Origin of the sequence: Colwellia sp. BRX8-4, from assembly GCF_014077345.1 — a bacterium.
GTDB lineage: Bacteria > Pseudomonadota > Gammaproteobacteria > Enterobacterales > Alteromonadaceae > Colwellia_A.
This window is the reverse complement of record NZ_JACGVS010000006.1, coordinates 70,897-93,278: the sequence shown is the minus strand read 5'-3', so window position 1 is coordinate 93,278 and position 22,382 is coordinate 70,897. Positions and strand designations below refer to the sequence as shown.

The window sequence follows — 22,382 nt, the reverse complement described above, 5'->3', positions numbered from 1 at the left end:
GTTATTCGCTATGCAGAGACCATAACCTTTTAAGTGACATAACGTCAAACTTACACCCGAGTGAACCAGCTCTGCAAGTCTAAACAATCGATAAAATTAACCATTAATAAGTTCACCTTATCAGTTAGGTGAACTCAAAAGTGTTGTATTAATATTTTTTCTGTCGGCCATTCGACAAAAGTTAATGGGTCTGTTGTCATTTATGTGGCATTAGCAATCATCTTAATAGCAATATCAGTTAAATCGGTCACTTCTCCGATGCCGATAGTACTTTCTAACTGAGTTTCCAGATCATCCGCTAAGTCTTTATCTAGACTTTTTAAATAACTGATTTCGTCACGGTAATACATGTTTTGCACTTTATCACTTTTTTTCAATTCAACTTTTAAAATTGCCGGTTTACCGTGATTAGATACTTTCTGGGTATATTCTTTCAATTGGGCAGATTTTTTCAATACCGATAAGTCACGATACCAAAAGGAATACTCTTCTTTATCATTTTTATCTTTAGGTAAAACAAGAATATAAAATGCACGAGCAGGTAATTCTTTATAAGCAAGTACCGCAATAATTGATAAGCAAGAATCTCTAAACTTTTGATTACTCAATAGATTAAGAATAATTTCTTCACTATTTTCATTTTTATAGACAAGGTGCTTAAGTGCAGAGTTACCACTAAAGCTCGCCGCATTAATATATTGTTGGTGCTTAGTTGCTTTTAAGTAGAATGGAATAGAGAAATGATTGTGTGCATATATATTCCTCATCGCTTTCTGCAGACCATAAATACGACTACCGCGTTTTCCGCAGGCTTCAAGGGTATCAACATGTTGATAAATATACTTTCTTATCGCCCTGCAAGCTAAATGTTTACTTTCAATTGTATTCATTAATAATCGAACAGCCCCATGGCTGTCATAACCTAACACAATATATTTCTGTTTTTGTAGTGTTCTATCTTGTTCAGAAAAAGGTACGGTTAATTCAATTTCAATTTCTTCACCGGCTTTAAATTTAGTTTCTTTTACTAGGCTAACTAACAAACCTTGTATAGAGATATTTTTAGTTATACCGGGGATATGAGTAACAACATTATTACTGCGTGTAATTGCCATTTTAAAAGATAATACAAAGCGGTCTTCACCTCTAGAATCATCATTTTCTGCCGTTACAATTTCGGTTTCATCAAGTGAGTCAACTGCACTCAGTTGAAAACGTTTTGGTAATAAATTTTCTAATTCAATGATGTCTTCGCTGACCGGCCGATGTATTGTTTCATACAAGCTAGTAATATCTGATAAGGTGATCATATGATCGCAATTACTGATCATATCTAGCGCCGCTTTCGGGATAGCCCTATTTAACACAGCCATCTTAGGATGAACATGACAAGGTAAGGCAGACGGAACATAAGCATCTTCTACAGAATTAATAAACGATGAGGATATTTTGACTACTCTAAAAAGGCTATTTTTGAAATAATTATTAAAAACAGCTTTGACGCTTCTATTATTAACAAAATCGTCATACCAAATAAGGGAATAAATGAAGGTATCTTTATATTTAGATTTTAATATAAAAGCATATTTATCAACCGTATTCCTCTCATTTAACGCCTTTTGTATATCTTCGTTACCCAGTAGTACGGGTAAGTGAAAATTTTCATCTGTATCACTAAAAAACCGCCAAAACTCATCATTACCCGATGTTTTCATCGCAACTTTCGCATGCCATGCATTATTATTTTTATAACATAGTAACGGAATGTCGTGAGTTTTATTTAGATACAGTTGCTCGTAACCTTTAGAGGTAACAGAATCAAACAAAGGGGTGATAAATCGTTCTGTAGGACCAATAATAGCCAATTTTTTTTGTCTTAGGTAATGAGCGAACAAAACCCGCATTTGCTGATCTGTTAATGGACTTGAAAATTTCAATAAGTATTCAAACTTATTTGCAGAAGATTTTTGACTATCAATAATAACAAATCCGAGTTCAAGCTCTTCAGTGAAATCTATTTCGGTATGATGGTCATATAGCCACAGGTACACTTTATTTGCTATAACACCTGCTATTTCGTGAGAGGTCTGAATAACAACTTTTTGATTATTCATCTTCTCAATGTTAGCCGTAATACCTACCTCTTTTTTCCCTTGCGCGGTCATACCCATAATAGGGTTGATAAAGACTTTACAAGCAGAGTTAAGTTTTTTAAGTTCGTTAATTATTCTATTTTTATTTACTAAGGGTTTAGGTTCGGTTTTATCTATTTTAAATTCTGAAAATTCACTTTCATTTTCGTTTTCGTTTTCGTTTTCAATATTATATTTGCTGACACCTTTATCTTTATTAGCTGCTCTCTTTTGAGCATCTTCATAAACTTCATAGTAAAGTGCTGTTGTATAAAGATTTTGATATTCAACAAGTTTTTCATTGAATAGCTTTTTACCCGTTATATCCAAATAATGATTAATTTTATTGTGTGTAACTATTTGACAATCAGCAAAGATCAGCCGTAAATCTATTGGTTTATTAGCTTGTTGGGCAAGTTTTTTGATTTCATTTTTAACAGCAAGGTGTTGACCAGAGTTTTCATCAGGTAGGAGTTTTTTAACTAAATATTCCAATCTATCATTGCTGGCATAGGGGACCAAACTTAAGATTTGTTTTTCAAACTTTTGTAAGTGAGGACTGATGACACTACTCATTAATCGTGGTACCTCGTATTTTGAAGCTAAACACATTGGAAGGTATTCAATTCATAAACTATTAACGTTGATGGTTTAATCCTAGTGCATATTCATAAATAAGACTAAATAAATGTTGCCATGTTGGTTAGTTGTTTTATTGCTCTGTCGTTATCGGCACAACCGCCATTATACTTTAGTGCCTATGTGGATATAATCAACAGACATGATAGGGAGCGCGCATTTATTGCTTGCTCCTTTTCGCTAGAGGTCGATAGTTCTAATTAAAAAATAAGTAGGCCAAATTTCGCGTACCTGATACTCCCACTCAGTATCCACTTTGCCATTAGGTGATTGTAAAAACCAATACCTCGCCCATTTACTGACAACTTTACCTGACTTACTTAATTTTAATGGCGAAAACCGACGCTGGTATCGTTTGCCATCATACTCAACAATTGCGTTATTTCTTGCTCTTTTATGTAAGCTATCTAATGCCGTACTAATGAGTTCGACCTTTGATAAGGCCAATATACCTTGTTCTTTTAAACAAGCTAATATCGCCGCTTTTTTTATACTTACCTGCATGTAATCATCTATATGAGGAGTATAAACCATGCCCGTTAGACCATAAATAGCGGCTCGCTCTCTATCAGCAAGTGCTTTTAATGGGATAATTAGCTGATTAATTTCATCTAATTCACTGATGACATGCAATTTTATAGGTAATTTAGACAATGCCTACGCTCTTATAAATACTCATTGATTTCTCATTAATTTGGCGGATCTATATTATTGTCAATGCTGTTGTTTAAGCGGAACCACCCTGCTATTGAGAATCTATCGCGCTTAGCAGGTAATACTTCATGCGGAAACTCTTCGCTTAAAAAAACAACTATCGTACCAAAGCTGGGCAATACTTTAATTTTACTGTTATCAACGACAGCGGAGGTTGGTATTTTCTTATCATAAATCACTAACTCGCCTCCATCATCAGCGGACCAATGCTGATTAAGGTAGACAACAACAGATAGCACCCGATTACCCTCACCTTTAAAAGCATCTTTGTGCTTCTTATAAAAGTCGCCTTTAGCATAATGAGCAAAATGACTTTCAAAAGAAAATAATCCGAGAAACAACCGGCGATTAAGATAAGCTTGCAGTGACTCGGCCCACGTTATCCAAGCACAACTGGCTTGGTTGTTACTGGTTATCCAGCTTATTTCATCTGTCCGTATAAAATCATTAATCATATGATCTTTGGCACGACCTATTCCAGCACGTTTGAATTTTTCAGTAGGTAACTCAATAATATGATTTAATAACAGATGGGTTAATTCTTCAGGCAGAGCATAAGGACGAATACTATAGCCCTTTTCAACAATATCATTGGATATTGACTCGAACAGTGATGAGTCACCACCAGAGTAAGTTATTTGAGCTAGGTTCAACTACATCCTATCTTAGGAAGTAAAACTAACATTTTCTTGATAATCTAATAAAATAATGAATGGTCTATATTAGCACTTTGAATATATTAGTGTGAGCATTCGTTTTAATAAATGATTTAAACTTTTGTCGACAGTAGATGTGATTAGTTAGAAAGTGAAAACGTTACCGGCAGATAGCGTAAGGTCAAATCAGATAAAATAGTAAGACACTTTGCTAATAGCTAAAATCATTCCTACAGTTAACGCATAGAACTGCCAGTAGACAGTTAATTCAAGGAACGAATGTGCAAGTAACTAATCAACTTATTAAAGAAACATCCAAACAGTTTTCGACTCATATTTTAAATTCAGGAATGGAATGCGGCATCAGTCAAGATATTACCGACCCACAAGGAAAAAGAGTTTTTTTAAAAGCAGGTACTGAAATTACGGAAAAAATCCGTTTAAAATTAACTAACTTACAACAAGAGGGGATCATTGGCCATGAAGATGTAATTTCTCTTACAGAAGATACCAGTAATGAAGATATATTAGCGCCGATCCTAGACTTAGCTAAAACAAATCCTGTAATAAATAACTTTCAGCTAAATGAAACACTGGTAACCATTGGCGACTTTATAAAAGGCGGCTCAATTCCAAAGAAAATTATTGATCACCTCAGTATATTTTCACACCTCAACCCCTCTGCATACCAAAATACTTTAATCAATTTGGTATTTGGCACCCATATCGGTAAAGCAAACAACTATTCTCCAACCGAATTAACGGAACTTATCTCTGTTTTGTTCTTTGAAAATATTGGTTACGCAAGACTTAACAATACAATGAAAGATGCAAAGTTAGTTCACCCTATCTTGAGTAAAGAAATAGTGAGACTTGCGGGCTTAGAGAGTAAGTTAGTCTTAGAATCGATAGAACAACATGAAGAGAAATTGGATGGCTCTGGTTACCCAAAAAAGTTAACACAAATTCATGAGTACGCTCAAATCTCACAAATAGCGAATCAATATTCTCAGATCACTAGAAAAAGTAAAAATATTAACACGGCCATCGGAGAACTCTATTTATTAGCCGAAGGATTTGACTTTAGGACCAGTCAAAAAACGCAGGCTATTTATTCTTATCACTTACAAAGGCCCCTATTAGCAATAATGCAAGAAAGTATACAAACAGATACCCATCGACAAGCCTACGGAAACCATTTATATGACCAATTATCAAAAGTCATTAAATGGACAAACACCTTAAATACTAACAACCCAGAAATGAATTTTATTCAAGCTAAACTTAGGAGCACATTATGGGTGTCAGAATCATCACAGCAGCCATTCCAAATAAAAAGAGAAGAGCTTAAAGATAATCAAGTTTGTAAAATGTTTATCAATGACGCTCGAAGATTAGTACTGCAAATTTCACAATTTGCCAATTATTTCAATCAGATACTCCATTACCCGATTAAAATTGATAATATATCAACCAATAAAGAATATTTTTTAAAGTTAATAAATCCAATAATTTAACTTGCTTAACAATAACTTAATATCGATTCTCGCTGAATTTTTTGGTTAAATAGCAGTTAGTTTGCATACCCACTGCCAATAGCAGTAAATGGCAGCTCAAGTTCGAGCTCAGGGACTTGTAAACCTATCCAGGCGACAAAAGTATTACTATTAGGGCCTGGGAAGATACTATATTCATTGACCCAAGGATAGCGGGCAATTGCGGCCTTAATCTTAGGAATTAGTTTAACCGCTTTATCACCTTTAATAGAAAGTAATAATACCGGCTTTGAGCCATACCAATACCTATCTGGTGTTAATGTTTGGTACTGTCTTATTGCTGATAACCCTTGATTTACTTGCCAACCAGTAACTTCATAAACACTATACTCTGCTGCTTTTTCTTCTTTGATTGCAAGCCAAGGGTGAACAGCAAACCAACCACGCCAACTAAAAGCATCTGCGGCATAAAACTCTACAACAGCCCTACTATCGTCATTGGGTAACGTTGCAATACCAGCAGGCTCTCTGCTCGCGGTTCGCCAGTTGTTATGGGTACAAGCACTCAGTAGGAGTACAATGCAGATAATCGTCCAAAATCTCATATGCGCTATTATTACACCGGTTTAAGCCTAGATTATATTGCTTAGGCTGGGTTTGATAAATTTAACCTATATTCTTATTGGCAATAAAATCCCTATTACTTTAAAATCAGAATACACTTCTTTTTTCAAATAAAACCAATCTGTTGGCCCAATTAGAACCATAGAATAAGTTTCAGATGAATATTTACGCCACTTTAAAGCTTCACTTAAGCTGAGCTTTTTTCTTTGATAGTGTAAAATTTGCATAAAAAGTTGTCACTACACCCGCGACAAGAGAAAGCATCGCTAAGCCAAATAATGCGTTATCTTGAGATTCAAAGGCTAATAGATATACCCCCAACACAACACAGAATAAACCAACATAAATAAAGACCTGAGGGTGTGAAATAATTAGACCCGTAGATTCGGTATTTTTCCCTTTATGGGATTTAGTATGTGATGAAGCTTTTCGTTTATGTTTATTTGTTGGCATCGCCAATTCCTTAATCTTTATAACAATATGTTATCGGTACATCTCAATGATGCCCTCATTGTAACTAGTAATTAATTTATACTAATATTAGATAAGATCAAATAATTATCTCTAGCTGGAAATGGCTAAATACCATTAAGATGATATAAAACAAAAATAATTAAAACGCATCATAAATATTCAGCGATAATGTATACCGTCAAGTCAACTTGAATGACGAAGCCTAGCACCCCAACTTATTTGTGCAGCCAAGTAGTTAAATTAACTCTCGTTAATTGCCTAAGCAGTCATTTGGCGAGGCGCCATTCGTGAATGGGTTATTTTACGTTACTGTAAAATAAAAAATGCCTAATATTAAGGTTTAAATCTTAATATTAGGCATTAGTTAACAGCCCGTTATAAATATCTTAGCCGTGTAAAGAGGGTAGATATTTATCTGTTTACCCAATAATTAATTTTCAAAAATTATTGGTAAAGCTAGTGCTTATTTAAAATGCAAAGTCTTCACTGGCTAGAGCCATCATCGAGTCTACACCACCTTCAATACAAGCTGCATGTCCTTGAGCTCTAGGAAGTATACGATGAAAGTAAAATGCTGCTGTTTTAATTTTAGCTTGATAAAACGCTTCATCTTCACCAGCGTCTTTTAGTTTACTTTGCGCTACAGAGGCCATTTTTGCCCAGAAGTAGCCTAATGTTACATAACCGGCAAACATCAAGTAATCAACCGAAGCACCACCAATCTCATCCGCGTTCTTCATCGCCTTTTGACCAATATCACCCGTGATCATTTGCCACTGTTTAGCGTATGAGTTTAGCGTACTAACATATTCACTCATGGCTGGATTATCGGCATTGTCTTTCGAAAAAATAGCGATATCTGTCATAAACGGCTTCAAAATTTGACCTTTACTACCCAAAATTTTACGGGCTAATAAATCTAACGCTTGAATACCCGTTGTGCCTTCATAAATACAACTAATTTTAGTGTCACGCAGAAGCTGTTCCATGCCCCATTCTTTTATAAAACCATGTCCACCAAAAACTTGAACACCATGACTTGTACATTCGAAACCTAACTCTGTTAAAAATGCTTTTGCAATAGGTGTTAGTAAGGCTAATTTGTTTTCTGCATCGGCTTTAACATCAGCGTCATCTGATGCGTGGGTTATATCAACTAATTGCGACAAATAGCCAATTAGTGCTCTACCACCCTCAGAAATAGACTTTTGCGTAAGTAGCATACGACGAACATCAGGGTGCACAATAATAGGATCAGCTGGTCCATCTGGATTTTTTACGCCGCTGATAGAACGCATTTGCAAACGATCTTTTGCATAAGCTAATGAACCTTGAAATGCCGCTTCAGCTGCTGCAGAACCTTCCATTGCTACACCTAAACGAGCAGCATTCATAAAAGTAAACATGCAGTGTAGGCCACGGTTCTCCTGTCCAATTAAAAACCCTTTAGCGCTATCAAAGTTGATAACACAAGTGGCGTTAGCATTGATACCCATTTTATGTTCAATTGAACCACAACTCACAGCATTTCGGTCTGCTTTTGTGCCATCATCATTGACATTAAACTTAGGAACAATAAACAAAGAGATACCTTTACTACCTTCAGGAGCACCTGGTAGGCGTGCGATAACAATATGTACAATATTCTCTGATAAGTCATGCTCTCCGGCTGAGATAAATATCTTTGTGCCGGTAATCGCATAGCTACCATCATCGTTTAATATAGCTTTGGTGCGCAACATGCCAAGATCAGTACCACAATGTGATTCAGTTAAACACATAGTGCCTGTCCAGCTACCTTCAACTAATTTAGGCATATACTGTTGTTTTTGTTCACTGGTGCCATGAGCTTCAATTGTTGCTTGTGCCCCATGACTTAGACCAGGATACATAGCAAAACTATGATTAGCAGACGACATCATTTCACTAATAGACGCATTAAGAGAGTAAGGTAATCCTTGCCCACCAAACTCTTCACTCTGAGATAATGTTGGCCAGCCACCCTCAACGTATTGTTGATAAGCATCTTTAAAACCATCTGGCGTAGTTACTACACCGTCTGTCCACGTACAACCTTGCTCGTCACCGATTTGATTTAAGGGTGCAATAACTTGTTCAGTAAACTTGGCTGCTTCTGAGATAATAGCGTCAACCATATCTTCACTAGCATCATCGTAACCTAATTGTTTATAGTGTTTGTCGCAGTCTAATAATTCTTGCATTACAAACTTAATATCACGAACTGGGGCTTTATATTCAGGCATTCTATTGACTCCAAAAATTTATTATTAACCGTTGACTTCACTATTCAACATTGCTTTAACCAAGTGGTCATACCACTGATATTATCGATATGAGATAAATTAGTCAAATGAATTTAATTTATCCCTAACTATTCAGTATCCATATAATAAAAGTTAATGCGCTTCTGACATACCCAGTGAAAATAGCCACTTACTATATGATTTTAGAATAGAGCGTGATAATAATTATTCATTGGTTTTATTAATATAACCGCTCTACCATCAGAAAATGCGCTTTAATCTCTGTTAACCTTATTACAGTGGCTATTTATACCCTCTTGTAACAAGTATAGATCACTTTTTTAAGCGATTTATATTGGTTAATAGTGGATTAAACGTTACCACAAATTTAATCGCACAAAGCTAAGTCTCATCTATAATTACCCTTAATATGAGACTATTTTAAAATTATAAAGGAGTCTCAATGTCTTTAACCACCCTCTTAGAAAAGCGTAATTCAGTGCGTGCTTATTTGGAAACACCCGTCGAACAAGCATTATTAGAAGCTATTTTTACACAAGCACAACGCGCCCCTTCAAATTGCAACGTACAACCTTGGCAAGCTTGCGTGGTGTCTGGCGCTAAAAAAGAATCCCTTAAAAATGATTTACTCTCAGCAGTTATGAGTGGCAAACCACCAAACCCAGACTTTAACTGGCTACCTAAATACGAGGGTATCCATAGAGATCGCCAATTTGGTTCAGCTAATGCACTTTACAGTGCTATTGGTGTTACTCGCGAAGACAAACTGGGTCGTCAAAAAGCGATGATCCGCAATTGGAGTTTTTTTGATGCTCCCCATGTAGTATTTTTTACTATGGATAAATATCTCGATATTATGGGTGCGGTTGATTTGGGTATTTATGCGCAAACTCTTTCGCTAATTATGGCTGAGCACGGTATATCAAATTGTATGCAAGGGGCATTGGGGCAGTTCCCAGATCCAATCAAAAAATCCTTAAACTTACCAGAGCAAAGAGGTATTTTGTTTGGTATGTCATTTGGTTACGCTGATATAAATGCGCCGATAAATAAAACTCTTACTGATCGTGAAGATATTACCAATGCGGTTAGCTTCTTTAAATAAAGACTCACAATAACAATTAATGAGTCGTTATTAGCAATCATGTTTTGTTCAAGACAATGTTGAATAATCATATTGAAAACTAATACAAAATATTTACCCAGCAGATAATAAAGAATACTGAGAGTCGGCATGGATATTACTGAATTAGTTACATTTATAAGACAAAAGGTGTACCTATTGGTATATTTTAAATTATGATGGGCATGGGACTAACCTTTTCCATTGGTCTAATTAATCCTTGACTGTTATTACCTATTATTGGCTCTAGTTTGACACATTTTATGTTATTAACGCTTGAATATACCGTCGATATTCTGCTTAGGTTGTTACGTTCAAATATCATTTAACACAAAAAAGCCTTAACTCAATATATGGTAAGCTAACGTACCTATAAAAAAGGTAAAAATTTAACCTTACTACCAAGCAACGCCTATTCATTAAGTTGATAACAATGAATTTTAAGGAAAAATGTAAACATGATTACTGTACATCATCTTAACAAATCACGTTCTAAACGTGTTATCTGGTTGTTAGAAGAGCTTAATATGCCTTATAACATTGTTAAACATCAACGTGACCCACTCACAAATTTAGCGCCTGAAAGTTTAAAATTAATTCATCCGCTAGCAAAAGCACCTATTATCGTCGATGGTGAGGTTACTTTGTGTGAGTCTGGCGCGGTTATGGAATATATTCTTAACCATGCAACAGCAAGTAATTTAAGGCCAAGCATTGATTCTAATGAATATTACCATTATTTAGAGTGGTTACACTTCGCAGAAGGGTCCTTAAGTTTACCTGTGATAACGACCTTGCTGATGTCAATGGAAACTCGTGAAGGCACTCAGCCTCTTGACGGTTATATTGCTAAAGAAAATCATCTCGATTTCTCATATATCGAAAATACTTTAACCGTAAGACGTTATTTTGCTGGTGATTCTTTTAGTGCTGCTGATATTATGATGGCAGTGATACTCGAAATTGCAGAAAGTATTGGTTTGTTAGAAAGCAAAGACAAAACTAAAGACTATCTCGTCAATATCAGAAAAAGACCCGCATATCAAAAAGCGGCTCAATTTGGCTAACAGCCAGTGATATCAATTTTAACAACTATAGGAAAGAACATGGAATTAATAGATTTTGAACTCAATGAAAACATTGCAACGATCACCTTAAAAAATGGCAAGGTTAACGCTATTTCTCATCAAGTAATAATAGAAATAAACAGCGCTTTAGATCAAGCAGAAGCAGCAAAAGCGGCCGTTATTTTAACAAGTCAACCGGGAATATTTTCAGGTGGCTATGATTTAAAAACGATGAAAGAAAGTTCTGACTCTGCCGTATCACTAGTGACAGCAGGCTCAACGCTTACTCGCCGTATGTTATCTTTCCCCTTTCCTATTGTTGGCGCCTGTACCGGCCATGCAATTGCCAAGGGCGCATTTTTATTACTCAGTTGCGATTATCGTATCGGCACTCTAGGTTCATTTAAAATTGGACTCAATGAAGTGGCTATTGGTATGACCATGCATCAAGCTGGCCTTGAACTCGCTAGAAACCGAGTACCGATTAACTATTTAACGCGTTCGGTAATAAACGCTGAATTGTTTGATCCAGAAACAGCTGTATTAGCTGGATTTCTTGACACATTAGTTGAACCCGACCAATTAATGGCAACGGCAAAAGCTGCAGCTACCCAATTGTTAACCCTAAATATGACAGCACACCATGGCACTAAACTAAGAGAAAGAAAAGACATACTAACGGCATTAGATGCGGCGATAGCAATAGATTCAACGATGACCTTGAGCCTATAGTAAATCTACCATGACTCACTAAAGTATGATCTTAGCGCTACACAACAAGATCGCTCACAGTATATTAGGCCGTTAACTTATGATAAAAAAATTCACCCTGTTTTCTGTTTTATTATTTCTGTGTGTTTACTTTAGTGGTGCATGGTATTTTTCTTCAAAAATATTAATACTGCCAATTACTGAGTGTACACAAGCCCGTTTTGTCTTTTGTGGAGAGCCAAGTGAACAAGGCCTCAGTTTTGAAGAAGTTTTTTTTAACACAGATGATGGGCTAACACTGCCGGCTTGGTATATGCCTGCAGATAATGACACCCATAAAGCGATATTATTAGTACATGGTAGAACAGCAAACCGAACTGAAGGTATGCGCTACGCTAAAGCAATTGTTGCTGCCGGTTATAATGTTTTAGCTATTGATCAGCGTCATCCCCGTCAAGACCCTGCTATTATTTCAACCATGGGCTATCACGAGAAGAAAGACGTCACAGCTGCTTTAAATTATTTAGTTGATGAGAAAAATATTAACTCGATTGGTGTGATGGGATTTTCTATGGGCGCAGCAACTAGCATCATAGTTATGGCAAAAGACTCTCGTATAAAAGCGGGCGTCTTTAGTGGTAGCTATGCTAATTCGATGGACGTACTCGCTGAACAGGCAAAAGTACTCTACGGTCTTCCTCGTTATCCATTAATGCCAATGGTAGCAAAATTTTTTGCTTGGCGCGGCGATTTAGAAATTGATGAAATTAATCCCGAGAAATACATCGCGAACATCTCGCCTCGACCTGTTTACATTATGCATGGCACAGCCGATAAAACCGTAGACTTTAAACACGGACAACGTTTATTTAGTGCCGCCAATGAGCCGAAGCAATTTTGGCAAGCTGAAGGTGGCGAGCACACTAAACTATGGCAACTCAACCCTGAAAAGGCTGAAAATAGTGTCGTTGATTTTTTTAATCGCTACCTTTAAAAGCTCTTCAGTTTAGTCTTAACCCTTTAATAATAAATTCAAGGGTAATAATCTTTTATATAATTTTTATCATAGGTGTTTATAAACGTATATGTCAAAACCTGTAATTAACTTTGTCCATGCCAATGGTTTTCCAGCAGGAAGTTACCGTACTTTTCTGTCATTGTTTTCAAACGATTATTCAACCATTGCTTTAGAACAATATGGTCACGATGATTGTTACCCCATTCATAATAATTGGCAATTTTTGGTCAATGAGCTGGTTAACTTCATTAAAAAGCAAGACCAAAAGGTCATTTGTGTTGGCCATTCTTTTGGTGGTGTCATTTCTTTTATGGCCGCTTGTCAGCATCCTGAACTTTTTCGTGGTGTCGTCATGTTAGACCCTCCAGTATTTTCTGGGCCATTATCTTGGTTTTTGAAACTCGCTAAAAAAACACCTTTTATTGATAAAATATCTCCAGCGGGTCGAGCTAAAAACAGACAGAAACATTGGCCGTCTGAAACACAATTAGTTAATAATTTTGCTCAAAAGAAACTTTTTAAAAACTTTGATGCTCGTTGTTTACAAGATTACGTAGACAGTGCCGTGACATTAAAAAATAAAAGATGGGAGTTAATGTTTTCACCTGACGTTGAAGCCGATATATTTAGACACCTACCTTGCAATTTAACAACATATAAAAATAAACTGACGGTGCCATCTGCATTGATTTATGGTGATAAAACAGACGTATTGCCGGTAAGTTACTTTAATCGATTTGCTAAAATGAATAACATACCACTGACTAAATTAGCTAATGGCGGACATATGTTTCCGCTTGAACAACCAGAAGCAACCGCGTCTATAATTACTAACATTATAAAAGATTGGTAAGTAATGTAATAAAAGAGAAGGTGCTATAAAACGGCTTTTATTAGCCCTTCATTCATACAGACAGGTAAAGCTGCAACCGTCCTTGGTTTTAATTTACTAGTGGGATATTTAGCTGAGCGCTTTTATCGCTCGACCTATGCCATCGACCGTTAAAGGGTACATTCTATCCGTTATTAACTGCCTAATAATTGAGATTGAGTGATGATAATCCCAATGAGTCTCTGGCTGTGGGTTTAACCAAGCGACCTTATTAAAATGACCAAGAATCTTGTGCATATGAAAGGTACCTGGTTTTTCATTCCAGTGTTCAACACTGCCGCCAGGTGCTGTTACCTCATAAGGCCCCATAGTGGCATCACCGACAAATATAACTTTGTAGTCCGAACCAAATGTTCTAATAATTTCTTCTAAATCAATAGTATCAGTACGGCGTCGGCTATTGTCTTTCCATAATCTTTCATAAACACAATTATGAAAATAGAAAAATTCAAGGTGTTTAAACTCGGTATGTGCCGCTGAAAAAAGTTCTTCACACGTATGTATGTAATCGTCCATAGAACCGCCGATATCAAAAAACATCAATACTTTTACCGCATTATGACGTTCAGGCTCCATATGTACATCAAGCATACCGCCATTTTTCGCCGTTGAGGTAATAGTGGTGTTAATATCAAGCTTTTCACTAGCACCGGTACGGGCAAATTTTCTGAGTTTTTTTAGCGCTAACTTTATATTTCTAGTGCCTAATTCTCTGTCTTGATCAAAGTTTTTAAATTCTCGTTTATCCCACACTTTAACCGCACTATTATTACGATTTTTATCTTGGCCTACCCTAATACCTTCGGGGTTATAACCATAAGCGCCAAAAGGAGATGTACCACCAGTACCCACCCATTTATTGCCGCCAGCATGGCGTTTCTTTTGTTCTTCAAGGCGTTCTTTCAACGCTTTCATTAGCTCGTCTAAACCACCTAATGCCTTTAACTTGTCTTTTTCTTCTTGGCTTAGGTGTTTTTCAAATTCTTTTCTTAGCCAATCCTCAGGTAATATTTTATCAAATATATCAATTGCTTGGATACCTTCAAAATATTCAGCAAATGCACTATCGAATTTATCATAATGAATTTCATCTTTAACCATAACAATTTTAGCTAGGTGATAAAACTCTTCCACATTAGCAAAAACAACCCCCTTTTTTAATAGCGCAATTAAGTCTAATAACTCACGCAAACTACAAGGAACTTTATGTTTTCTTAACGTTATAAATAAATCTATAAACACAACAACTACCTGTTTCTGCGACTAATAAAGGCGAGTTTTTCAAGTAGTGAAACATCTTGTTCATTTTTTAATAGCGCACCAAATAAAGGAATAATACCGGACTGCTTATCGATTAACACCTCTTGAGCAACATCGTCTGCGACCAGTAGTTTCAACCAATCGATTAACTCTGATGTTGAAGGCTTTTTCTTAATACCTTGTAAGTCTCTCAGTTCAAAAAACACTTCTAAGGTATGCGCTAATAACTCTTTTTTTACATCAGGGTGGTGAACAGCAATAATCTGCTCCATTTCTATTTTTGTTGGAAACTTGATGTAATGAAAGAAACAACGACGTAAGAATGCGTCGGGTAGCTCTTTTTCATTATTAGACGTTATAATAATGATTGGACGTTGTTTTGCTTTAATAACTTGTTGCGTTTCATAAACATAGAACTCCATCTTATCAAGCTCTTGCAGTAAATCATTAGGGAACTCTATATCGGCTTTATCTATTTCATCAATTAATAATATCGGACGTTGCTCTTCTTCAAACGCCTGCCAAAGTTTACCTTTAACGATGTAGTTAGCAATATCATGCACACGTTCGTCGCCTAGCTGGCTATCTCGTAATCTTGATACGGCATCGTATTCGTATAAGCCTTGTTGTGCTTTAGTTGTTGATTTAATATGCCATTGATATAGCTTACAATTAAGCGACTTTGCTAATTCTTCAGCTAATTGCGTTTTACCCGTTCCTGGCTCACCTTTAATCAATAGTGGCTTTTCTAGGGTGATCGCTGCGTTTACCGCTAAGCGAAGTTCGTCTGATGCAATATAACTCTCTGTACTGTTAAACATGTTTTTACCTATTTTAGGGCTTAATTATAGTCTAATTCGACTAACATCTACGCAACGTTAATTGCGACCGGTGTACCATTTAAAGCAGCATTACCGGTTAAAGTATCTACTCGACTTGCATCGGTTAAATCATTAATACTAACACCTGGTTGCTTGGCTGCAACCGACATCTGGGTGCCTTGTTGATTATGTCCCCAGCCTTGCGGCATACTGACCACCCCACGTTGAATATCGTCGGTGATCACTACCTCTATTTTCACTTCACCTACCATTGAGCTCACCATAACAGATTGACCATTGCTAATGCCTAATACCTTAGCATCATCTGGATGAACCTCTAAGGTACAAGGATTTTTGCCTTTAATTAAGCGCTCGGAATTCTGTGTCCAGGTATTATGACTTTTCACTAAACGGCGACCAATTAAATCGAACGGATAATTGATATCACGAGCAGGATGAATAATAACATTTTGCAAACGCGGTAAATCATTAATATAGAGTTGCGGCACTAAGTTTACGCTACCTTGCTCGGTTTTTATCCGCGCTTCGATACACGGCATTAACGGTCCAATATCGATACCATGAGGATTGTCGATTAATTTTTCTAAGCTCATACCTTGTTTACCATAAGGACCCTTTTGCAACTCCATATCTAAGATCATTTCTGGTGTGTATTCATCAAGGTCTGTATCTGTCATTCGTGCCGCTAGCTCCTTCAGTATTTGCCAATCGGTGCGTTGATAGTCTGCTGGTTCAAACAATGGCTTAGAATATTTGACGGTATTTCTTACTGAAAATGAATTGAAGAAAATATCAAAATGCGAATTTTCAAGACCGGTTGTTGCCGGTAAAATAATATTAGCGTGTTTAGTGGTTTCATTAAGATAAATGTCGATGGCGACCATATAATCTAATCCTGAAAACGCTTCAGCTAATTTATGTCCACTCGGTGATGAAAGCACAGGGTTACCTGCAACAGTAATTAAGCTTTTTATTTGACCTTCACCGGGGGTTAATATCTCTTCAGCTAATGTTGCAACCGGAAACTCACCATTGAAAAAAGGTAACTTTCTGACACGACTCTTATATTGCCCAAATGAGCTTTTATAACCCTTCTTATGATTTCTTAATAAATCAAAAGCGGGCTGTGGAAACATAGCACCGCCTGCACGGTCAAAATTGCCGGTTATAATATTAAGCACATTGGTTAGCCATTGGCATAAACCACCGAACGTTTGAGTAGATGCTCCCATACGGCTGTAACACACCGCTGAGTCTGCAGTTGTCATATCATTGGTTAACGTTCTAATGTCACTTGCCTGTATGCCGACATGCTTAGCCACAGATTCGGGTGAATAATCATTAGCGATATTTTCCAACGCATCTAGTCCATCAACCATATCTGCTAGATGGCGAAGATTAACGCTATTGGTTGTAAAAACACAGTGGATCATCGCCAATAACAAGAGCGCGTCTTTTTCTGGTCTAATAAACAAATGTTGATCGGCAATTTTAGCGGTTCGGGTACGGCGAGGATCAACAACAACAATTTTACCTCCTCGTTTTTGAATAGCTTTCATTCGGCCGATAACATTGGGTGCTGTCATCATACTACCATTAGAGACCACAGGGTTACCGCCAATAATCAACATAAAATCAGTGCGGTCTATATCGGGCACAGGGATTAACATACCCGCACCAAACATAAAATTAGCGGCAACATGATGTGGCATTTGATCGGTTGAAGCAGAACTAAAACGGTTTATCGTCCCTAACGCTTTCATAAATGGTTTTAGAAAAAGCGCATTACCTAAGTTGTGCGCGTTAGGGTTTCCTAAGTAAACCGCCAAAGCGTCACGGCCATGTTCTTTTTGAGTGCCTTTAAGTTTTTCGGCTATCTCGGTAAAAGCTTGATCCCATGAAATATCTTCCCAGCCATTAGCTGTCCGTCTAATCGGTGTTTTTAAACGGTCTTCATCATTATAAAAATCTTCTAACGCCGTTGCTTTAGGACAATTATAACCTTTACTGAAAGGGTCTTTTGGGTCGCCTTTAATCGATAAAATATGCTTATCTTGATACTTAATTTCTAAGCCGCACATCGCTTCACAAATATTACAGTTACGGTAGTGCGTTTTGATATCACTCATAGTTATCTCCTAATTGGACCCATTAAAAAAATGAAAACCTTCTTGGTTAGCGGCTTACTTGTGGCTTAAAACATATTAATTATTGACGTTAAAATTTTTCTTCAAACCACTGTTTTGTAAGGCCAATACTGACCATACTTTTAAGCTTAAACAATGCCATCCAATCACCATCTTGAGGAATAGCATCACCGCAACGGGGATCTGAACGTTGCAGCGCGCCCGTCATTTTATGATCTATAGGTATAGTTTCACAGCCATGATCTGATTCACAAATGAAATCCCAAGGCTCTCGAGCCGGAGCATGACAAGCAAAACAGTTGCCGCCAAAACGATTAACAACATCGACAAAACCACGCTTACCGATTTTTGACCCTTGTTCATTAACTTCTAGTTCAAAAAACTCCCAGTCACCCGTCGCGGGAAAAGTACCCGATTCACGTTTAACCATGGCTTCTGTTGGTACAAGCTGCACAACCGAACCCACGGGGTACTTAGCGCCCTCTGGTGCATTGGCTGCGGCTAAAGTGCTTGTTATATCTCCTAAAAGATTATCAACATAAAAATGCCTGACTGGTGTCATATCTCTTATGCAGCTGAAGCTGTTCTCATCGACATTAACCTCTGTTATTGCTGTAACAGCGTCAGCGACACTTTGATCAGGGTCTGGTGTCTTAACGGATGTGTCTGCGCTAGCAGACAAGGATGTTAAACATGCAAACACTAAGGAGCACATCAGGTTATTAACAAGTTTCTGGGACATATTCATTTCCATTTTAATTAAGTATCGTAAAGTAAATTTGAGTTTTATTGATAAAAAAACACCTATAACCGCGTAACATTAAGCTGACCATCAGAGTTTAACGATAAGTTTGCCTTTATTTTCACCGGTAAAAAATAAGTTCAAGCCAGTCATCGCTTCATCAAAACCATCTAAGATATGAGCACGATACTTAATTTTACCTTGCATTACATAGGGTGTTAGCTTTTCTAATAGGGCTGGGACTTCGCCAAAATGATCTGGCATAGTAAAGCCCTGTATTGTTAAGCGTTTCTTAATGATAGGGATCCAACTAGGTGCTAAGTCTGGTTCTGCTTTTGGGTAATCAGCAATCATTCCACAAACGACAATTCGACCATGAGCATTCATCCGGGCAATAACATGGTGTTGGATGGGTCCACCGGTATTTTCAAAATAGACGTCAATACCCTTTGGCGTTAATTGCGCTAATGTAGTCGCTATATCATCAGTTTTATAATTTATCGCGCCATCAAAGCCTAATTCATTTACCACCCAATCGGCTTTTTCATCACTACCTACAACACCAATGACAGTAAGTCCGTCGGCTTTAGCAAGTTGCCCAACAATTGAACCAACCGAACCAGCCGCTCCAGAAACAACAAGTGTTTCCCCTTTTTGAGGCTTACCTATGCTGTATAATCCTTGTGTTGCGGTTAACCCCGGCAAGGCAAAAACCGATAAGATAGCTTCATCTGGTAAGGGTGCTGTTACTTTATTTAAACCCGTACCATCACTTAAGTAGTATTCTTGCCAACCCATCATGCCCATAACGCGATCACCAACGTTGAAGTTAGCATGATTACTTTCAACGATTTCACCGATACCTGAACTGCGCATAACATCGCCAAGGGCAACGGGTGGAATATAACTTTCTGTATCTGCACTCATCCAACCGAACATTGCCGGATCTAATGACATATGTGATTGTTTCACAAGAAATTGGTTTTTTGCCACTTCAGGAATATTCTTTTCTACAACGTCAAACAAATCAGGTCCTATTGGACCACCAGAAGGACGTGCAATTAAATTTATCGCTTTATACGTTGTAATCATTATTATCTCTATGCGTTTATAGTATGTAATTGACGACTCTTTATTAAGAGACTATGCCAATAACTGATTTATACTCTTTATGTGGTTTAACTGTTGATTTTTATAAATCTGATCAAATGACTCCGCTAATTTTTCGCTGTCATTCATCACTTTTTGCCAATACCACATTCGCTGTTTGCGGTTCATGGCAATGAAGTCGTTTCTGTCAGGAATTTTATGATGAGGTAATGCGTCAATAAATTTAGCAGAAGGACAAATCAACACCGTATTGTCGTAGTTTTTTAATCTTACTTTTCTTGTTAAACTTTTATCAAACCAACCCGCCTTAAGTGATGAGCTAAAATGGGGGTAAAGTGTTAATCCTGGATTTTTAATCTCAAAATCAAAATGATAATCAACAATACCACCATCTCGATACATACCTTTTGGACTGTTTTCAATATCGCTAATACCCCGCATCACTAAGGGTATTGAACCTGAAGCGAGTAACGCGTTACGAATATTACCTGTTGAAAAAGGTAGACGGGATGTGGGTATGTTATCAGGATCGCTAAGCTCAAGGTTACTATGGCTCGACTGAAAAATATAACGCTCATATTGGCTATTTAAGCGTGGGCGGCTGATGCGATTATTAACATAGCTTTTTGCTAGGCCAAGTCCCTGAATAAATTTATTTTCATAAGCAACAAAACCGTTACATTTAGCTACGATGATATGTGCTTTAAAATGAAGGTTATCAACAATTTCTTGCTCGCCTGACACTCCAAAAATAGCATCCATCATTTCGAATGCTTTTTCGCTAACCTCTGCTGGCTTGGCTTTAGCCGTGTAAGTAGTTTCATGATAATTTTTTGCGAGACGTTCTATTGCAGCGAGGGGATCTTTTTGAGCAAAACATGCATTTCTAAAAGCACCAACACTTGAGCCAATAAGGTTTAATGCTTGTTCTCTATTTTTAAAAAATTCACTAAAGAGGTATTTATCTAAACCATATAAAGTAAACCATTTAGGTCCACCACTCGCCGCTAAAAAAGAGCTAAATAAGTCAGGTGAAATTCCATTTTCTTTAATCGTCTTCATGGCTGAATCGCCAGCATATATTTCTAACATATTATCTTGTTGTTCACTTTTTGGTGACAATAATAAATCATTATAATCTCTAAGCCATGGTAAACGTTAGAAATAAATTAAACAAATGAATAGTACTTATGGTTCATTATTCACCAAATGAATTCGAGTTAACGAAAACGAGAAATATCACCAAGCTTAAGATAGTGAAAAGCACAAATGAGGAGACTAAACCCAAAGCGTTCAGTCTCCTAACAGAGGTGAACTATTTTTTATTGGGATTAATCAGATATTTTTCGCCTGTTTTCTTAGCATTGTATTGTAAAACAATCGTTGGGGTCATCGCTTGTTCAAAACTTAATTCGTCAGTAAACGCACAAGCAAAAGTGGTTTTTATCTCATCGGCCACTTGCTTTTGTAATTTTGCGATTTGTTGTGGTTGCAACTTACCTAAAAAGCTCATTAATAACCAACCGCCTATGCCCCATGTCATTCCGTAAGCGCGATTTAAGATACTTGGGGTGAAGTCTAACCCCCCATAAATATAAACTTGTTTATTTGTCTCTGAACCATAAGTATTAAAGCCAACAGCGTCTTTACTGCCAGACTGCTCCATAGCGTTCAGGATATCACTGACAATTTCTCCGCCACCTATCGCGTCAAAGGCTAAAGTTGCTCCTGTTTCATCAATCGCTTTATACAAATCAGCCTTGAAGGTTTTACTCGATGAATCACAAATATATTGAGCACCAATTGCTTTAAGTATCTCGGCTTGTTGCTGACTTCTAACAATATTGACCAAAGGAATGTCTTGTGCCAAACATATTTTATTTAGCATTTGTCCTAGACTTGACGCTGCAGCGGTATGCACTAATGCACTGTGCCCCTCCATACGCATGGTTTCTACCATACCTAAAGCAGTTAAAGGATTTACAAAAGAAGAAGCAGCATGCTTAGCTGTAGTCCCCTCATGGTGAACAATACAAGCTTGTGCGGGTACGCAACAATATTGGGCATAGGCGCCTCCGGTTAAAACCGCGACTGTTTTCCCCATTAACGACTGAGCAGCGTCACTATCACCGGCAGCAACCACAGTACCTGCGCCTTCATTACCAATAGGTAATACTTGATCTAAACGAGATTTAATTCGAGGTAGTATACTGCTATGCACAGGTGCACTGAGCGTTAATTTATCTGCACTTAATACCGCCTCGGCTAAATTAGCAGGTCCAAACATCGGCCACATATCAGATGGGTTGATGGGAGCGGCTTCAATGCGAACGATCACTTCATGGGATTTAGGTGTCGCTACCTCGACCTCTTTTAAAGATAGTTCAAGTGTTCCGCTTGCAGAAATATGAGTAAATAATTGTTTTGAGCTTGTCATGATAAGATATTCT

19 protein-coding genes are annotated in these 22,382 nt (G+C 37.2%); 6 read left to right on the top strand and 13 right to left on the bottom strand.

The genetic code is table 11. The features are described from left to right. Window positions 1-200 precede the first annotated feature (200 nt). The 3 genes from H4J56_RS07155 to H4J56_RS07145 form a co-directional block, all read right to left on the bottom strand. Window positions 201-2,708, bottom strand: coding sequence for a hypothetical protein (locus H4J56_RS07155; protein ID WP_182259095.1), 2,508 nt, complete (start codon window positions 2,706-2,708; stop codon window positions 201-203). 243 nt (window positions 2,709-2,951) lie between these two features. Then, window positions 2,952-3,425 carry a hypothetical protein gene (locus H4J56_RS07150; protein WP_182259094.1) on the bottom strand — a complete coding sequence of 158 codons (474 nt, stop codon included), beginning with the start codon at window positions 3,423-3,425 and terminating at the stop codon, window positions 2,952-2,954. A 35-nt stretch (window positions 3,426-3,460) separates the two neighbouring features. Then, window positions 3,461-4,138, bottom strand: a complete 678-nt coding sequence (locus tag H4J56_RS07145; RefSeq protein WP_220465914.1) for a 2OG-Fe(II) oxygenase — start codon at window positions 4,136-4,138, stop codon at window positions 3,461-3,463. A 284-nt stretch (window positions 4,139-4,422) separates the two neighbouring features. Here H4J56_RS07145 and H4J56_RS07140 point away from each other — a divergent pair, with 284 nt between their 5' ends. Then, window positions 4,423-5,658 (top strand): HD domain-containing phosphohydrolase, encoded by a 1,236-nt coding sequence (locus H4J56_RS07140; protein WP_182259093.1) that lies wholly within the window; start codon window positions 4,423-4,425, stop codon window positions 5,656-5,658. A gap of 56 nt (window positions 5,659-5,714) precedes the next feature. On the opposite strand, the gene H4J56_RS07135 is transcribed toward H4J56_RS07140, so the two are convergent. The 3 genes from H4J56_RS07135 to H4J56_RS07125 form a co-directional block, all read right to left on the bottom strand. Continuing rightward, a complete protein-coding gene (locus H4J56_RS07135) occupies window positions 5,715-6,242 on the bottom strand; it encodes a DUF3750 domain-containing protein (RefSeq protein WP_182217101.1) in 528 nt (175 codons plus the stop codon). A 202-nt stretch (window positions 6,243-6,444) separates the two neighbouring features. Then, window positions 6,445-6,714 carry a hypothetical protein gene (locus tag H4J56_RS07130; RefSeq protein ID WP_070376896.1) on the bottom strand — a complete coding sequence of 90 codons (270 nt, stop codon included), beginning with the start codon at window positions 6,712-6,714 and terminating at the stop codon, window positions 6,445-6,447. 488 nt (window positions 6,715-7,202) lie between these two features. Beyond that, on the bottom strand, window positions 7,203-8,999 hold the full coding sequence (locus H4J56_RS07125; RefSeq protein ID WP_070376895.1) for an acyl-CoA dehydrogenase C-terminal domain-containing protein: 1,797 nt from the start codon (window positions 8,997-8,999) through the stop codon (window positions 7,203-7,205). A 463-nt stretch (window positions 9,000-9,462) separates the two neighbouring features. On the opposite strand from H4J56_RS07125, the gene H4J56_RS07120 reads away from it, so the two are divergent. The 5 genes from H4J56_RS07120 to H4J56_RS07100 all read left to right on the top strand — a co-directional run bounded on the left by H4J56_RS07120 (window position 9,463) and on the right by H4J56_RS07100 (window position 13,792). Next, complete coding sequence (locus H4J56_RS07120; protein ID WP_182259092.1) at window positions 9,463-10,125, top strand: nitroreductase; 663 nt, start codon at window positions 9,463-9,465, stop codon at window positions 10,123-10,125. A 476-nt stretch (window positions 10,126-10,601) separates the two neighbouring features. Further along, entirely contained in the window at window positions 10,602-11,210 is a 609-nt protein-coding gene (locus tag H4J56_RS07115; protein WP_182217097.1) for a glutathione S-transferase family protein, read from the top strand. A 39-nt stretch (window positions 11,211-11,249) separates the two neighbouring features. After that, window positions 11,250-11,942 (top strand): crotonase/enoyl-CoA hydratase family protein, encoded by a 693-nt coding sequence (locus H4J56_RS07110; RefSeq protein ID WP_182259091.1) that lies wholly within the window; start codon window positions 11,250-11,252, stop codon window positions 11,940-11,942. A 79-nt stretch (window positions 11,943-12,021) separates the two neighbouring features. Further along, complete coding sequence (locus H4J56_RS07105; protein ID WP_182259090.1) at window positions 12,022-12,915, top strand: alpha/beta hydrolase; 894 nt, start codon at window positions 12,022-12,024, stop codon at window positions 12,913-12,915. 91 nt (window positions 12,916-13,006) lie between these two features. Continuing rightward, window positions 13,007-13,792: an alpha/beta fold hydrolase gene (locus H4J56_RS07100; RefSeq protein ID WP_182217092.1), complete on the top strand. Its 786-nt coding sequence runs from the start codon at window positions 13,007-13,009 to the stop codon at window positions 13,790-13,792. A gap of 108 nt (window positions 13,793-13,900) precedes the next feature. On the opposite strand, the gene H4J56_RS07095 is transcribed toward H4J56_RS07100, so the two are convergent. The 7 genes from H4J56_RS07095 to H4J56_RS07065 form a co-directional block, all read right to left on the bottom strand. Then, the gene (locus H4J56_RS07095; RefSeq protein ID WP_182221900.1) at window positions 13,901-15,073 is read right to left on the bottom strand and encodes a VWA domain-containing protein; all 1,173 of its coding nucleotides are present in this window, start codon (window positions 15,071-15,073) and stop codon (window positions 13,901-13,903) included. 5 nt (window positions 15,074-15,078) lie between these two features. Then, window positions 15,079-15,912 (bottom strand): MoxR family ATPase, encoded by an 834-nt coding sequence (locus H4J56_RS07090; protein WP_182217088.1) that lies wholly within the window; start codon window positions 15,910-15,912, stop codon window positions 15,079-15,081. A gap of 47 nt (window positions 15,913-15,959) precedes the next feature. Further along, window positions 15,960-18,062, bottom strand: a complete 2,103-nt coding sequence (locus tag H4J56_RS07085) for a molybdopterin-dependent oxidoreductase (protein WP_182259089.1) — start codon at window positions 18,060-18,062, stop codon at window positions 15,960-15,962. Between the two features lie 88 nt (window positions 18,063-18,150). Next, on the bottom strand, window positions 18,151-18,822 hold the full coding sequence (locus H4J56_RS07080) for a hypothetical protein (protein ID WP_259368168.1): 672 nt from the start codon (window positions 18,820-18,822) through the stop codon (window positions 18,151-18,153). 90 nt (window positions 18,823-18,912) lie between these two features. Continuing rightward, complete coding sequence (locus tag H4J56_RS07075; RefSeq protein WP_070377274.1) at window positions 18,913-19,911, bottom strand: NADP-dependent oxidoreductase; 999 nt, start codon at window positions 19,909-19,911, stop codon at window positions 18,913-18,915. Between the two features lie 54 nt (window positions 19,912-19,965). Further along, window positions 19,966-21,024, bottom strand: coding sequence for a patatin-like phospholipase family protein (locus H4J56_RS07070; RefSeq protein WP_182259134.1), 1,059 nt, complete (start codon window positions 21,022-21,024; stop codon window positions 19,966-19,968). Between the two features lie 223 nt (window positions 21,025-21,247). Next, the gene (locus H4J56_RS07065; protein WP_182259088.1) at window positions 21,248-22,369 is read right to left on the bottom strand and encodes a zinc-binding dehydrogenase; all 1,122 of its coding nucleotides are present in this window, start codon (window positions 22,367-22,369) and stop codon (window positions 21,248-21,250) included. Window positions 22,370-22,382 lie beyond the last annotated feature (13 nt).